The 14,873-nt window shown below is 70.7% G+C and carries 10 protein-coding genes; 2 read left to right on the top strand and 8 right to left on the bottom strand.

What is annotated here, in order from left to right; genetic code table 11:
- Nucleotides 1-477 precede the first annotated feature (477 nt).
- The 7 genes from ABT008_RS20890 to ABT008_RS20860 form a co-directional block, all read right to left on the bottom strand.
- Nucleotides 478-1,674, bottom strand: coding sequence for a helix-turn-helix domain-containing protein (locus ABT008_RS20890; RefSeq protein WP_350697895.1), 1,197 nt, complete (start codon nucleotides 1,672-1,674; stop codon nucleotides 478-480).
- A gap of 162 nt (nucleotides 1,675-1,836) precedes the next feature.
- On the bottom strand, nucleotides 1,837-2,364 hold the full coding sequence (locus ABT008_RS20885) for an orotate phosphoribosyltransferase (RefSeq protein WP_350697894.1): 528 nt from the start codon (nucleotides 2,362-2,364) through the stop codon (nucleotides 1,837-1,839).
- Nucleotides 2,365-2,497: 133 nt separating this feature from the next.
- Nucleotides 2,498-3,700, bottom strand: a complete 1,203-nt coding sequence (locus ABT008_RS20880) for a helix-turn-helix domain-containing protein (RefSeq protein ID WP_350697893.1) — start codon at nucleotides 3,698-3,700, stop codon at nucleotides 2,498-2,500.
- A 551-nt stretch (nucleotides 3,701-4,251) separates the two neighbouring features.
- Nucleotides 4,252-5,043 (bottom strand): hypothetical protein, encoded by a 792-nt coding sequence (locus ABT008_RS20875; protein ID WP_350697892.1) that lies wholly within the window; start codon nucleotides 5,041-5,043, stop codon nucleotides 4,252-4,254.
- Nucleotides 5,044-5,160: 117 nt separating this feature from the next.
- On the bottom strand, nucleotides 5,161-5,694 hold the full coding sequence (locus ABT008_RS20870) for a DUF1772 domain-containing protein (protein ID WP_350697891.1): 534 nt from the start codon (nucleotides 5,692-5,694) through the stop codon (nucleotides 5,161-5,163).
- 234 nt (nucleotides 5,695-5,928) lie between these two features.
- Entirely contained in the window at nucleotides 5,929-8,415 is a 2,487-nt protein-coding gene (locus tag ABT008_RS20865; RefSeq protein ID WP_350697890.1) for a M14 family zinc carboxypeptidase, read from the bottom strand.
- Nucleotides 8,416-8,625: 210 nt separating this feature from the next.
- On the bottom strand, nucleotides 8,626-10,071 hold the full coding sequence (locus ABT008_RS20860) for a helix-turn-helix transcriptional regulator (RefSeq protein ID WP_350697889.1): 1,446 nt from the start codon (nucleotides 10,069-10,071) through the stop codon (nucleotides 8,626-8,628).
- 131 nt (nucleotides 10,072-10,202) lie between these two features.
- Between ABT008_RS20860 and ABT008_RS20855 the strand changes: the two genes are divergently transcribed.
- Together ABT008_RS20855 and ABT008_RS20850 are read left to right on the top strand one after the other, a co-directional pair.
- Nucleotides 10,203-11,660 (top strand): thrombospondin type 3 repeat-containing protein, encoded by a 1,458-nt coding sequence (locus ABT008_RS20855; RefSeq protein WP_350697888.1) that lies wholly within the window; start codon nucleotides 10,203-10,205, stop codon nucleotides 11,658-11,660.
- A 199-nt stretch (nucleotides 11,661-11,859) separates the two neighbouring features.
- Nucleotides 11,860-13,611 carry a sugar ABC transporter permease gene (locus ABT008_RS20850; RefSeq protein WP_350697887.1) on the top strand — a complete coding sequence of 584 codons (1,752 nt, stop codon included), beginning with the start codon at nucleotides 11,860-11,862 and terminating at the stop codon, nucleotides 13,609-13,611.
- Here the strand turns inward: ABT008_RS20850 and ABT008_RS20845 are convergent.
- Complete coding sequence (locus ABT008_RS20845) at nucleotides 13,580-14,677, bottom strand: NAD(P)/FAD-dependent oxidoreductase (protein ID WP_350697886.1); 1,098 nt, start codon at nucleotides 14,675-14,677, stop codon at nucleotides 13,580-13,582. The genes ABT008_RS20850 and ABT008_RS20845 overlap by 32 nt on opposite strands.
- Nucleotides 14,678-14,873 lie beyond the last annotated feature (196 nt).

The following is a 14,873-nucleotide window of genomic DNA, read 5'->3' as shown; positions in this document are numbered from 1 at the left end:
CAGCCACCAAGACCAACGACTGAACATCAACAACCAGCGAGGGGGTCAACATTCGGCCGGAACAGAGGGGTCAAAGTTCAACCGGCGTTGACACCAGACCGGCCGATGCCGGCGGGCGAGGGTCAGTGCCGTAGCCGACAGATACTCGTCGTACGAGATGCGCCGCTTCGACCACAAGGCGTTCCCACCCGACGCCGGGTGCTGTGGTGTGCCTCGCGCGAGGTCCAACAACCGTCGTCGGGCGGCCTCTTGCTCAATCGCCTGGATGCGTTCTCCGATGCCGGGAGCCGCCGAGGGCGACGACGGGAAGAACCGGCTGACAACTCGCCGAAGGAGTCCGATGTTCACCGTCATGTGGCCGGTCCTCCGTTCTCAGGACGTGGAGGGGCACCTGCTGATGTGCCTCGTCCGCGCCCGGTTTCAGTGAGGTCCAGCGTCACGCCGGATGCGCTCACCGAGCCAGAGGGTGAGCGTCCGCTAACTACGTGTGCTGTCCGCTGCTGGTCGTCGCCCCGGTGCGTATTCGATGCACGCCTCACGCAACGTCGCCGCCTCTGGTGTCCCCGACTGCTCCACCTTGGCCAGCAATTCCGCAGCCCGCCACCAGTTCGACGGCACCACCCGTCCGGACGCCACCGCCTGTGCCCCCAGAGCCACCGCCTCATCCGGCTGACCGGCAGCGACCAGGGCAAGACCGAGGTCGAGTCGGGCCGACGCGGACCGGCGAGGTCGCGCTCCCCCATCGCCGGACGGATCCAGAACCGCCAGCACCGCCCGCGCTACCTGCTCGGCACCGGGGTCCCCCGCCCAAGCCAAAGTCGTGGCCGTGTACGCGGCGGCCTTGGCCGGGTCGTAGCGATAGTGGTGCTCGGCTCGCTCAGGAACAGGCAGATTCGCCGTCAGCCGCTCCACCCGGTCCAACGCTCGTCGGGTCGCACCGACATCCCCGATTCGAGCCCACGCACGAGCCTCCTGAGCAGTCGCCTGGATGCGGGCAGAACTCCCCTTCGGAGCGATCCGCTGTGCTTGACGGGAAAGATCTAGCGCCGTCCGGTAGTCACCTTGAGTCAGCACGTCCCAGGCGCGGGTTTCGAGACACCATGCCTGGATCTCGCGATGCTCCGCATGTTCGGCGAGATCACGGGCGGCTCGCAAGTGGGCAGCCGCAGCGGTCCTCTGCCGCAGGTCGATGTGCACGGTCGCCCGCAGCACCGCCAACCAGCCACCGGCAACCAGCAGCCGCCGCTGGTGAGCAAGCGTGACCCGCCCGTCCAACAACCGCCCGACGTAGGCGAGATGCCGCCGCACCAACGGCAGAAGATCCGCCGGGGCCATCGTCGGATAGAGACTGGCAAGATCGTCGACGCCCTGCTCGATCCGATCGAGCACGTCTCCGCTGACATCACTGGCGACCACTCTCGCCCGCAACTCGCCAGCCTCAGCCGCGTGGTCGATCGGCGCCTCCACCAACCGAGCAAGCACACCCCCCGCGTCGAGAACGCGGTCCAGGTGACGAGCCGTGTCGACAGTCGGAGCCTTGAGCCCCGCCTCCAACTCGTGCAGATGGCTCTTACTCCGATGGGCGAGTTGCCCGAGGGCACGAAGCGACAGACCGCGCCGCTCCCGAAACTCGCGCAGGACTACACCGAAGCGCGGGTCGACGGACGGGGCCATAGCGCCGCTCCAAGCTCAAGAGGCCAGGCGACCGTAACCGGTCACCACCTCGTCGGACGGTACCCCGACACGCCGCACGACGAGGACCCCTCACCGTCGTTGTCCTGCCGGCGAAATCGCTTGCTATCGAGGCACTGCTTGAGGACGTTTCACGGTGTCTTGTTACCCCCTGTGTGCCCCGAGGTCGGCGCGGGTGAGCAGCGCTCGCAGTGTGATGCCCTCTACCGCAAGTGCCTCAGTTCCGCCCTCCTGGCGGTCGATCACGCAGACGGCAGCGTCGACATGTGCTCCGAGGCTTCGCAGATCCCTGGCCGAGAGAACCACCTGCCCGCCAGAGGTCACCACGTCTTCGACAACGAGCACCCTGCGTCCAGCCACCTCTGCCCCCTCGGCCAGCCGAGCCGTGCCGTACGGTTTCGCTGTCTTGCGCACGAACGCGCAGGGCAGGCCAGTGCGTCGACCGAGTGCCGTTACGACGGCGATGCCCCCCATCTCCAAACCAGCAAGCACCTCGGTTTCGGCGGGCACCAGGGCGACCATCTGCTCGGCGAGAGCATCGAGCAGGATCGGATCTGCCTCGAACTGGTATTTGTCGAAGTACTCGTTCGCTACCCGTCCGGAACGCAGTACGAATTCTCCGGTAAGACGAGACCTGGCATTGACCTGACGCGCGAGATCATCAAGCTTCACGTGAGAAATCCTGACACGCTAGGCACCGTCAGGAGCGAGAGGCCGAGACGCTAGACCCTGCGCTCAGCCCAACTCGCCATCCCGTCCACCATCGACCCGCCTCCGGGAGCAGGTCGCCACCCGGCCCACAACGTCAAGACGGCCTTGACGTGCCGATGACGAGGGCCAACTCTCGGGCGTCCTCACCGACCGTGCCCAGCCGGTTCGACAGTTCCAGGGCGACGGTGCGGGCGTACGGGTTGTGTCGCACCGTGTCGACGCTCTCCCGCAGTGCCCGGCCGAGCAGGTGCACCGCCGCGACCTCCCCACGGTCCAACATGTGCGCCCGAGCGGCATCGATCAGCGCGGCAGCCCGGCGAGTCTGCGAGGGCAACGCCCGATAGTCGGTGGCGTCGGCCCGTCGCACCGCCTCACCCGTGCGACACAGGTCCGTCTCGATGGTGACCGCGTACGCCGCACACGCCGCCGATCCGAACATCAGCCACGGATGGACGTACCCACCGCCGAGCCGACTCGCGGCCGAGTCGGCACCATCCCACGCCCGCCAGGCACGACCGGCCCGGCCAGCCTTGCTGTGACCCAACGCGATACCGAGCTGCACCTGCCCCCACCGCGCCAACTGCTCGCCACCCGCCGCCGGATCGACCAGACCCGCCGCCTCGACCAGCACTTGCTCGGCGGCGTCCACCTGGTTCGCGCCCCGATAGACGTGCGCGTAGTACCAGGCCGCCACCGCCATCGCCGCCGGGTCGTCAGCGTCCTGGGCAGCCGACATCGCCCGGTCGGCAGCCAGCCACACCAACTCCGGCAACGGCTGGTGCGCCAGGTACAACTGCACCAGGTGATACACCCGCGCCAGCTCCACGAACGCCAGCCGACGGTCCCCGCCACCGAGCATCCGGGCACTCCGCTGGGCATCCGTCAGCAACCCCGGAAGCACCGCCGCCACCGCCGAACGCTCGGTCGTCGACCGATGCCACAATGCCCACGCCTGATCCACCAGATCACGCATCACGACAACCGGCGTCACCGCGCCCACCGGCACCGACGCCCGCTGCATCACCGCAGCCACCTTGCCGACCTCGGAATGCCCCGCCCTGGTCACCGACGCCACCGGCAACGACTGATCACCGGTCAGATCCGCAAGATCGGAAATGTCGAGCACCTCGGCCAGGCGCAGCAGCATGGGCAGACGGGGCGGCAGCAGCCGACCATTCTCCAGAGCCTTGACCCACTCCGCGCTACGCCCCACCAACCCGCCGAGCACGGGCCGAGTCTTCCCCGCACGCTCGCGATACATCCGAAGGCGCGCACCAAAGGTCGCGGAATCGCTCATCATCGTCTCCCAGGTAGCGGTCTGGGCAGCGGACCACCAGCCACTACGGCCAGCAGACCACCACAGTCGACGGTACCCCCGCCCACCGCCTGAACACGCCCCACCACGACGGTTGGTACCGCAACCGCCAGGCGAGCCTTCCGACCTTCGCCACACCCCCGGGCCAAAGGCTGCTGTGACCCCTAGCTTGAAACGCCGTCCGACGGTATGCCGACGTCTGCCACCTCGGTAGTGCCGGTGCCTTCTGGCAGATGGGCAGAAGTCAACTTGGCAAACCTGTCATGCCGATACGAGGGCCCGTAGGCGGACCACCGCAGGTGAAGCATCCGGGGGCTCGGCTCCCTGAGGCGCAACTTCACGGATACTGCTGCCTCAGGCGCCCTCGGAGACAGCAGTATCGCTGAAGTTGCGCGGATCTTCAGGAATGACAAGGCCCCCCGTTCGCGCGTTCTGCGGACAGGGGGCACATGGGGACTTGCGGGCGATACTGGGATCGAAGCAGTGGCTTCTTCGGTGTGAACCGTTCCCCGCCTGGGTCCGGCCGCCGTGGTTCAGCGGTTCTGGCTGGTCACCTCGACGGTGCCGAGGTTCGGTGCCAGGGCCCTGGCCACGTCCTCGGCGGCCGACCGGTCCTCGGGCCGCGTCAGGACGATGCTGACCCGGTCGACCCGCAGGGTTGCACGGACCATCGGATACCTGCCGACGACCGCCCGGAACGCGGCGATCGCCTCCACCGGGACTGCCCCGTCCGCACCGGTCTCGACGGAGACGGCCGGCTCGACGGTGCGGTCGGTGGCGATGAGTACCGTCGTGACGCCGGTCAGCGTGCCGTGTCGGCCGCCGCCGGTGGTCAGGTCGTCGAAGAGTTCGATCGCGCCGACCACGTTGGGCGCGGTGCCGACGATCCGCCACCGGTTGACGTCGGCCCGGGACGGGCGCGAGATGTGGGCCGACGTCACCTGGGGGTCGGTGCTCATCGACCGCCACAACGACACCACCTCGTCGGTGCGGGCGTTGTCCGGGACCACGGTGAAGGTGATGTCGGCGGCGGCGATCTTGCCCGTGACGTCGTCGCGGCCGGCGACGTACTGCCGTAGTTCGCCCGCCATCTCGCTCACCCGGTCGGCAGAGGTGCCCTCCTGCACGGTCAGGGTGCCGGTCGTCGAGCCGAAGAAGGGCAGGGTGTTCTCCTCGGTGGCGTGGACGCTCGCCACGTCGGGCGTGCCGGCCCAGTCGGCCTCGAAGTCGGCGGCCAGGGCGCTGCCCTTGTTGACGGCGCATCCGGACAACACGGTCAGACCGAGCACGAACGCGAGGCCGGTCCGGAGTCTGCGCTCAGCCATGCGTAGTCACCGGGACCGGCGGCACGGCAGAAAGACGATCACGATTCACGCCTACTTCCTAGCACGTGCCGTCGAGCCCACCACGGTGCTGACCTGCCGATCCCTGCCCGCAGGACGTCAGGAGACGGCCCGGACCGCCCTGTGGTCACTACTCGCGCGGCCGGTGTCGCGGGCGAAACGTAGTAGCGCGGTGAAGGCCAGCGCCGCCGTGACCGCGCCACCGGCGAGTCGTACCCGGTGCCCGGCGACGAACTCGGCGGCGACCTGACGCAGGTACTCCGGCGAGTGGGTGCCCACCGGGTCCACGAACATGATCTCGTTGCGCGGCCAGAAGAAGACCGCTGAGAAGAGGAACTCGCAGACCACGAAGACCGCGGTCGCGGATGCCACCCACCAGCGCAGCCGCCGGTCGCGCCAGGTGAGCACCGTGGCGGCGAGACTGCCGAGGATCACCGAGGCGCCCAGCGGCGGGAAGTAGTCGCTCGGGCCGCTGACCACCAGGAACTCGCGGGCGCGCAGCAGCGACGCCGGGGCGTCGTCGAAGATGTTGGGGTAGAGCATGACCGTCTCGGCGGCGACGCCGCCGAAGGACATCATCGCCGCCCACACGAGCGCGACGAGCACGATCCAGGTCAGTCGGGTACGGGTCACGACGGGCACCTCCTGGCACGACGGGCGCCCGGACCGGGCGCGCTGACGTCGTCTCCCATGCTGGGTTCGGCGGCCCGCATCGTCTGCCGTCCGCAGGCGCGGTCCGGGTCGCCCGTGGGCGTACCCGGTGCGGTGTTCCCGACGCGCGTCGGCGACGGTCCACGTCGACGCGCGCACGACGACGCCCCGTCGGCGCGGAGCGACCCGCACCGACGAGGCGTCACCGAAGACCGGCTACCGGGTGATGGTGACCGTCGCCTTGCGGAAGTTGTTGCGCTTGTCGTTCTTCGTCGGGTCGTAGCCCTTCTCGACGTTGCCCGCCGTGTCGACCGAGAACCAGTGGAACGTGGTCGTCTCGGTCACGCGGAACACCTGGCCCGGCTCCCGGAACTCGGTCGCCTGGTAGCGCGGCGAGTCCAGGGTGGGGCGGCTGCCGTCGGTCGTGTAGTAGATGGTGGCCGGTTCGCTGGTCTCGAACCGGACGTCGACCGGGCCCGCGTACCGGCCGCCGCCGGGCACGAGCGTGGAGGTCGGCTTCTTCTTGTCCTTGCCCCAGTCCGCCGCGATCCGGAACATCTCCATGATCCCGTTGGCGTACTCCATCGTCTCGGCGTGCCCGCTGACCAGCTCGGGGTTGCCCACCCACGGCGGCTGGAACGAGCCGCCCTGCCAGTTGCCGGTGGCCGGGTTGTAGATCGAGCCGCCGACCTCCCAGCCGAACGAGTAGATGCCGTACGTGTGGTACAGGTCCTCCCGGACGTTGCCCGCCGAGGAGTAGAGGACGTCCGAGGAACCGCCCACGTTCTGCGGCGTCACCACGGTCTGCCGGTGCGCCTTCACCTGCGACAGGATCCGCGCCGCCGACTGCCAGTAGAACGCCTCGTCACCCAGCGGCGGGCGGGGCGTGGTGATCCGCCCGTTCGCGATGTACGCGCCGGGCTGCCAGAACAACTGGCCACCGTTGGAGTGCACGGACATCATGAACTTGATGTTCGAGTACGTCTCGACGAGCCAGATGACGTTCTTCGACTCGGGCTCGGACAGCTTCTCCGGCCCCTGGAACGTGTCGCTGACGCAACTGGTCGAGCCGCCCGCGTACCCGTCGTGGCCCGAACCGACCCGGTAGTTGCGGTTCAGGTCCACGCCCCAGGCGTTGCGGCGGGCCGGGTCGGCGTTGTCGTCCGCGCAGTGGTTGGTCATGTTGCGGCGCTGCGAGGCGAAGTTGTAGAAGCTGTAGTTCGCGCCGTCCGGGTTGTTGGAGAGGATCAGGAAGACGTCGGTGTTGTCGACGATCTTCTTGGTCTCCTTGTCGGTGCGGTAGTTGTGCACCAGCCGTTCGGCCGTCTCCAGCGTGGTCGTCGGCGGCACCCACTCGCGGGCGTGGTCCTGCGCCTGGATCAGCACGCCCGGGTTGCGGCCGTCGCGGTGCTTGCCGATCCGCAGCACCGGGATGGTGGCGGGGCCGCGCGGCACCTCACCCTCCGGCGCGCCGACCCGCTTCTGGTCGAGGAAGTCGGTCAGCGCCACCGGGCCGGTGGTCGCCGCCACGACGCCGGTTCCGGCGTTGCTGCGGTACGGGTGCGCCCGGTCGATCAGCCCCTGCGACCGGGTACGCAACGCCTGCGCCACCTCGGCGGCCGTGCTCGCCGCGGCACCGGTGGCGTCGGTGCCCAGCAGGACGCGGACCGCCGTGCCGGTCACCTCGACGGTGAGCGGGAGGTTCTCCCCCGACCGGTGCGCGAACTCGACGGTGACGTCGTTGCCGCCCTCGTGCCCCCAGGCCGCCGTGCTGACCACGACCGCGGACTGTCCGGTGCCGCCGATCGTGGCCTGTGCCTTGCGCTGGTAGCCGTTCGTGCGGTGCGGCAGATAGACGATCTCAGCGATCTGCGGGTACTCGCGGGCGATCTCCTTGGCCCGGGCGAAGAGCTGCTGCGGGTGCTGGTAGCCGTCGACGAAGTCCGACCGGTAGCCGGGGTTCGCGGTCAGCGGCGGGGCACCGTCCTCAAGCCAGTTCGAGACCGGACCGGTGACCACGCCGCCGGTCGAACTGGTCACCCGGATCTGGTCCGGGCGGGTGTCGAGTTTGAACAGGTTCCGGTGGAACATGTACTGCCCGGAGTCGACGAACCGGCTCATCGTCCGGGCGAAGCCGAACTCGGTGCCCTTGCCCGTGTCGTTCTCCACCTGCATCCCGACGATCGGCGTGGTCTGCTGGCCCTGCGTGGTGCGCGCCTCGACGTACAGGAAGCCCTGGCCCTTGGTGGTGAACCAGTCGGCGCGGGCGATCCGGACCGCGTTGTCCTCCCCGGCCGCCGCCAGGGTGCGGGCCGCGACGGCCGGCAGGCCACCGTCGGCCTCGTCGCTCCACTCGAAGCCCTCGTCGTCGGCGAGGATCCGCACGCCCATCGCCTCCAGCGCGGCGCGCTCCTCGGCGGTCACCGCCGCCTCGCCCTCGATGCCGTCCGGCACCCGGGTGAGGCCGTGTTCGAGGTCGAATCCGGCGGCGACCACCTTGTCCAACATGTCGGCGCCGGTCAACTGGATGCGGACGTGGTCGACGTGGTCGGGTTCGTCGGGATGGGACCCTCGGGTGTCGGTCGGACCACCCGTGCCGGCGGGCACCGCGCCCACCGGCACGGGTGATGCCGCCGCCATGAGAACTCCGCCCACCAGGGCGGGCAGCGCGAAGAGCGCGAGGCGCAGTCGTGTGCGTCGCATCTCCCCTCCTCCTGCTTGTGGCGTGTCACGCACGTCCATCGGTTGCGGTGAAACTAGCGGCGCCGGAGAGGATCGATGGATTTTGACCTGCCCGGTTGAGGAAACCTTGAGGATTCCGCACACCGGACGGTGCGTTAGGAGGGGTCCCCTGCTCTACACGAGGCGTTAGCCGGGGACCCTTCCTTTCGGCGCTCGCTGACCGGCCACGGCTCAGCGCGACAGGTGCCGGGCGAGTTCGGTGCGGTTGCGGACGCCGAGCTTGCGATAGATGTTGCCGAGGTGGAACTCGACCGTCTTGGCCGACACCGACAGCCGCCGGGCCGCCTCCTGGTTGCTCAGTCCGTCGGCGACGGCACCGGCCACTCTGGTCTCCATCGCGGTCAACCGGACCTCCGCCTCGGCACCGGCCGGTCGGCCGCGCCCGGTCGACGGCCCCGCCGCCGACGGCCACGGCGTACCGACCGGGCCGGCGGTGACCGCGTCCAGGTCCACGGCGACGCGGGCGAGCAGGCCCGCCGCACCTGTCGCCGCGTACTCGCTGCTGGCCAGTTCGAGCAGCCGGATCGCGTCGACCCGCCGGCCGAGGCGCGCGTGCTGGGCGCCGAGCAGCCAGGCCAGCCGGGCCCGGGAGAGCCGCTCCACCGGCCGGTTGAGCCCGGCGAGCGCCTGTTCCAGCCAGCCCATCGCCGCCGGGTCCGCCGGGTCGGCGATCCAGGCCCGCCAGGCCGGTAGGGCCGGCGCACCCGGCCAGTCCAACGGCGGGTCCGCGATGGCGGCGAGTACGGCGTGCGCGGCGGCGGCGTCCCCGCCCAGCGCGTGGTGGGTGGCGAGTTCCCACCGGTGCTCGAAGACCAGCCCGGAGCTGCTGCCGACCGCCGAGTCGACCAGTCGCCCCACGACGCCGACCCACGCCTCGACGTCGCCCGAGGCCAGGTGCAGCGCGGCGGCGCACTCGGCGATGTGGAACCCGACCCAGGCCGACCCCGAGCGGGCCGCCAGCACCCGCGCCTCGTCCAGACAGCGCCGCGCCTGCGCCAGGTCACCGCAGAGCGCCTCGCACTTGGCCAGCCACGACACGATCTCGGCCTGGAGGTCGAGCCGCCCGGCCTCGACCGCGTACGCCTGGGCGCGGCGCAGCGTCGCCCGGCCGCGCAGCAGGTCACCGGACCACGCGTCACCCATCCCGAGCATGGTGGTGAACCGGGCCCGCCGCGCCGGGTCGGTCGCCTCCTCGCCGGACACCCACCGCTCGACGAGGGCGGCGAACCTCGGGCGCACCTGGTCGGGTCGCAACGCGCTCAACGTGGCGATCATCGCGCACTCCACGAGGAGCGGATCGTCGTGCAGGCCGGCGCTGGCGAAGAGGCGCAACGCGTCGTCGGTCTCCCGGGGCGCGACCCGCCGCCCGGTTCGGGCGCCCACCGCGCAGCCGACGGCGTGGTGCAGGAACTCGATCTCGGGACGCGGCGGGTGGGTCCGTAGCCGTGCCAACCGCCGGATGATCGGCGGCAGGACGGTCGGGTCGGCGGTCCGGGAGACCGCGACGAACGCCTCCGCCACCAGCCGGGCGGCGGTCACCGGGTCGGCGGCCCGGTCGGCGGCGGCCAGCAGTCGGTCGGCGTCCTCCGGCCGATGGCCGCACCGGTCGATGTCCACGTCCGTCACCTTCGTCGTACCAGCGCAGCAGCCACACCCTAGCTGGGGATCCTCCCAGGGTGCCGTGACCCGGCGACTGATTGCTGACTCAGCGGCTGGAGAGCGGCCCGGCGGGTGCGACCGTACCGCCCATGATCCTTCGTAACCGCAAGAGAGTGGCGATGGTCGTCGCTCCGCTGCTCGCCATACCGCTGGCGGTGACCGCCAGCAGCACCGCCGCCTCCGCCGTCGAGCCATCCGAGCGCACGCGCCTGTCGTACGCCCGGATCTGCGACCCGACCGGCTGCTACCTGTCCTGGCGGGTGGTCGACAGCGACAGGGACGGCTTCAGCGACGCCGACGAGGTGGCGGCGGGCACCGACCCGTGGGACCCGGCGAGCCGGCCCAGCCTTGAGGTGGCCGCGGAACTGGCCTCGGTGAACAAACTGCCGTCCTTCGGGTACGGGCGGGGCAGCTTCATCGCGTTCCCAGCGGAGCTGATCAAACTCCGGGAGACGACCACCAACCTGCCGAGCCTCGGGGTCTTCGCGCTTCCGGTGCGGCAGGACGCCTACACCCGGCTGGGCGTCGACCTCAAGCAGTTCGACGCGCTCAAGCTCTCGGTGCAGCGCGACGGCGTGGCGATCGGCCGGGGCACCCGGTCGCAGGCCGTCGGTGAGCCGGGCAACCCGCTGATCACGCCGTTCGAGTCGATGTTCGCCGAGTACGAGCCGGGCGAGACGACGCACAGCCCGGCCGCGTACGGCGGGGTCGTGAAGACCGAGAAGCCGTGGTTCGGCGACCACGACTACCGGCTGCACTACGCCGACGGGTCGCGCGACGACGTCGACCTGGTGCCGGGCGGGTCGGTGCGGGAACACGTCAACGCCGACGGATCCAAGGGCAACACCATCTTCACCCAGTACGAGGAGCGCGGCGAGCCGGGCGACCTCTACACCGAGCAGACCGTCCTGGTCTTCGACCCGCACGGCCGCCTGATCAGTGAGACCACCACCAAGAGCCACACCAAGAACGGCCAGTCGGACACCCACTCGGAGACGACCCTGCACGTCTACAACGAGGACGGTAAGGAGATCGGCACCATCAAGGTGGAGAGCGTCACCTACAACAGCTCGACGCACTCCTCCGGCAACCAGACCATCACCACCTGCGACGCGAGCGGCAACTGCGGGGACGGCATCAACAGCCACTACGACTCCGACGACGACAACTCCGGCGGCGAGCACGGCGGCGACGACGGGGGTGACGACGGCAGTGGCCACGGCGACCCGGAGGGCGACCACGGGTACGTCAACCCCGACTACTCCGGCGACGTGATCTCGGTGCTGACCGGCGCCGACGGCATCACCCGCTTCCTCGGCGCGAACATCACGCCGGTCCGCGACTGGACGCCGCCGTACGCCAACGGCACCATCCCGGAGAACAAGCTGAGCGGGATCATCTACGTCGACGACACCGCCAACGCGTACAACACGGTCTTCTCCGAGCCCCGGATCAGCGGGGCGCAGCCGGAGCACGTACCCGGCCTCTCCCAGCCCTGGATCGGTGCGCCGCCGCCGAACCCGAGTGGCTGCAACGGCCTCTGCTGAACCCGCCGGCCGGGCGTCGTCGACTCGACGGCGCCCGGCCGACTCATGCTCCGCCGCCACCTGCGGATCGGCCGGCCGGCCCGCCGCATCGGCACCGGTGGTCGGCCGTGCGGACGAAACATCTTCGCTCCGGTGGCCCGGCTTGATCGTTGCGCCTATCGTCGGGCCCGGCCAGGGATCCGACGAGGCGAGGAGCACCATGACCAGCCCGGTACTCTCCGTGACGAAGCCCTCCGACCGGCTAGGCACTGGTGCCCGCGTCGGCCTCGGGCTCGTGCTGCTAACTCCCGCCTTCCTCGCCCTGCTCTGGTCCTATCTGCTACCCACCGGGCTGGCGATCGCGCGGTCGACGACCCGGGACACCATGCTCGGGCCGACGACCGACGTCGGCGCCGAGCACTATCGACAGCGCTTCGAGCAGGGCGTCGTCGGCGAGTACCGGATGGCGCTGCTGTTGACGCTCGTGCCGCTCGTGCTGGCCCTGCTGGTCGCCCCGCTGCTGGCCCTGCTCGCCGACCGGGCCGGTCGCGGGCCCCGGCTCGCGGCCCGCGCCCTGCTGGCCGTGCCGGTCGCCGGGTACGCCCCGGTGGCGCTGCTGCTCGGCTGGCGTCTCGACCGCATCGAACCCGGACAGGCCGTGGACCGCCCGTACGCGACGCTCGTGGAACTGACCGCCGTCGGCAGCGCCGGGCTGGTCGTCGCCGTCGCCACCACCGCCTTCCTCGCCACGCTGCGCGGCCGTCGCCGCCCGGCCGACGCGCTGCCCGCTGCGGCGACCGTGGCCGGTCTGCTGGTGCTCGGGATCGTCGCGGCCACGGTGCAGAGCTTCGTGGCACCGCTGCTGGCCGCCAGCAACCACGCCCAGTTCCCGCTGACGACCATCGTGGTGCAGTCCCTGGCCCGGATGGACATCGGCCGTGGTTCCGCCGACGCGGTGCTGCTGCTCGCCGTCCTGGCCGTGCTGGGCCTGGCCGCGACGACGCTGCTGCTGGTCACCCGCGCCCGGATCGAGCTCGCCGACGCGGACGCCGGCAGCCGCACCCCGTCCACGCCGGCAGCGACCGCCGCACCGGCCTGGCCGGCGTCCGACGCGACCGCCGCACCGGCCTGGCCGGCGTCCACCTCGCCGGAAGCCCCGACGAGCGGAAGCAGCGGCCCGACGAGCGGCGGCAGCGGCCCGGCCCGGATCGGCCTGGCCGTGGTGGGTGTGGTCGCCGTCGGCCTGATGCTGTGGGTGGCGTGGCCGTGGCTGCGGCGCAGCTTCCGGTTCACCAACGACCTCGGCCCGGTGTCGGCCACCGGCCTGCCCGAGCTGCTCATCTGGACCTGGCTACCGACCCTGGTCACCACGCTGGTCACGATCACCGTCGCGGTGGCCGGCGGCTTCGCCATCGGCGGGCTGCGCCCACTGGGCCGGTTCAGTGAGCTGCTCCTGCTGCCGTTCGCGCCGTGGCTGTTCGTCGGCACCGGGCCGCTCGCCATCGAGTCCTACCTGCGTACCCGTGATTTCGACCAGGTCAACACCTTCCTGGGTGCGATGCCGCCCGGCTGGGTCAGCATCCCGGTGTTGTTCCTGTTCACGCTGCTGTTCCGTGGGTTGGAGCCCCGCTGGCGGGCCGGCGGCGGGTTCGGTCGCACCATGCTCGCCCCGGCCGTACCGATGGTGCTGCTGGCCGGTCTGGTGACCTGGCTGGTCAGCTCCGGGCAACTGCTGTGGCCGTGGATCGTGGGACAGACCCCGGGCACCCGGACCGCAGCCGTCACGGCGATGGCGCAGGGCACCACCGGCCGGGTTCCCACCGACGAGCTGGCCCTCGGCACGCTGCTCCCGCTGCCGATGCTGCTGCTGTTCCTGGTCGCGCTGGTCGCGCTTCAGGTGCGCTACCTCGACCGGCTGGCGATCCGGGTCGGTCGGCCGGTCACTCCGGACCAGACCGCCACGCGATGGTAGCGGTGCGTGCGCAGTGTTTCGCCGTACGGGCCCCGAGCTCTTTGCCCACCACGGCGAGACGGCTCGTGAGGTAGAAGCGGGTGGGGCTGTCGTCCTGGTGGGTCAACTGGATCACCGCGTCCCGTCGCCCGATACTCAGGGCCGTGCCGGTGTACCCCTGCGAGTAGGGCTCGGGATCGCGGCCCTTCACCAGCCGGACCAGGGTGTCCGCCGCGTGTGCACCCTGCGGTCCGGCCGTCTGGCAGGCCGGACGCGAGCCGGCGATCGCGGCGCAGTCACCGACGGCGAAGACGCGCGGGTCGCTCACGCTGCGCAGGTACGCGTCGACCACGGCTCGCCCTTCGTCGTCGACGCGCAGACCGCTGCGGGCGGCGAGGTCGGGGACGGCACCGAGCACGGCCCACAGCGTGAGGTCCGAACTGAACTCCTCGCCGGACCGCAGCCGCACCGTGCCCGCGCTCCCCTCACCCGCAGCCGGGAGAACCGCCTCCACGGTGTCGCGCAGCACCGACACGTGCAGACGCTCCAGCCCGGCGTGGATCCGCCGCTGCGCCCCGGGCGAGAAGGTCGGTGCCAGGCTCTGCCCGACCAGCCGCACCCGCAGATCGGAGCGGGCACACGCCACCTCGGAAGCGGTCTCGATGCCGGTCAGACCGGCACCGACGACGGTGACCGTGCTGCCCGCGGGCAGTCCCGCCAGTGCGGCACGGGCTTGCTCGGCCCCCTCCCAGGTGCCGATCGGGATCGTGCCCTCCAGCGCGCGGGTGGTGCTGCCCACGGCCAGGATGAGGTAGTCGAAGTCCAAGGTCTTGCCCGGGTCGAGAGTCACACTGCCGTCGCCGATCGTGTGCACAGTGGCCAGCCGGGAGTGGATGCCCTCGCGCAACATGTCCGACAGCGGTGTCGCGGCCCGTCCGGTCCCGGCGAGCTGCTGGTGCAGCCGTACCCGCTCGACGAAGTCGGACCGCGGGTTGACGACGGTGACCTGTGCCTCGCGGAACTTTTTCGCCAGCCGATTCGCTGCGAGCGTGCCGGCGTATCCGGCGCCCACCACGACAACCTTCATGCTCGCCTCCTAGGCCGAGGGATTCACCGAGGCGACGTGGCGACCGTGCTGTGACGTGACAGCGGTGCGGGTGACGCCCGTCACGACAGCGGTGCGGCGATCGGCGCGGCCATGGCCGGCGCGACGGACCGGGTCGGCCGTGTCACCGGTGGTGGTTCAGCTCGCGTACGCCTCCATCTCGTAGCGCGAGTGGCCC

It is taken from the genome of Micromonospora sp. NPDC002389, assembly GCF_040296095.1.
Taxonomy (GTDB): Bacteria; Actinomycetota; Actinomycetes; order Mycobacteriales; family Micromonosporaceae; genus Micromonospora.
The sequence above is the reverse complement of the archived record's forward strand: the minus strand, read 5'-3'. Positions and strand labels throughout refer to the sequence as shown.

Coding starts and splice junctions, on each gene's coding strand:
- ABT008_RS20865 (WP_350697890.1), bottom strand. CDS start 8,415: ATGCGACGCACACGACTGCGCCTCGCGCTCTTCGCGCTGCCCGCCCTG.
- ABT008_RS20875 (WP_350697892.1), bottom strand. CDS start 5,043: ATGGCTGAGCGCAGACTCCGGACCGGCCTCGCGTTCGTGCTCGGTCTG.
- ABT008_RS20845 (WP_350697886.1), bottom strand. CDS start 14,677: ATGAAGGTTGTCGTGGTGGGCGCCGGATACGCCGGCACGCTCGCAGCG.
- ABT008_RS20850 (WP_350697887.1), top strand. CDS start 11,860: ATGACCAGCCCGGTACTCTCCGTGACGAAGCCCTCCGACCGGCTAGGC.
- ABT008_RS20880 (WP_350697893.1), bottom strand. CDS start 3,700: ATGAGCGATTCCGCGACCTTTGGTGCGCGCCTTCGGATGTATCGCGAG.
- ABT008_RS20890 (WP_350697895.1), bottom strand. CDS start 1,674: ATGGCCCCGTCCGTCGACCCGCGCTTCGGTGTAGTCCTGCGCGAGTTT.
- ABT008_RS20855 (WP_350697888.1), top strand. CDS start 10,203: ATGATCCTTCGTAACCGCAAGAGAGTGGCGATGGTCGTCGCTCCGCTG.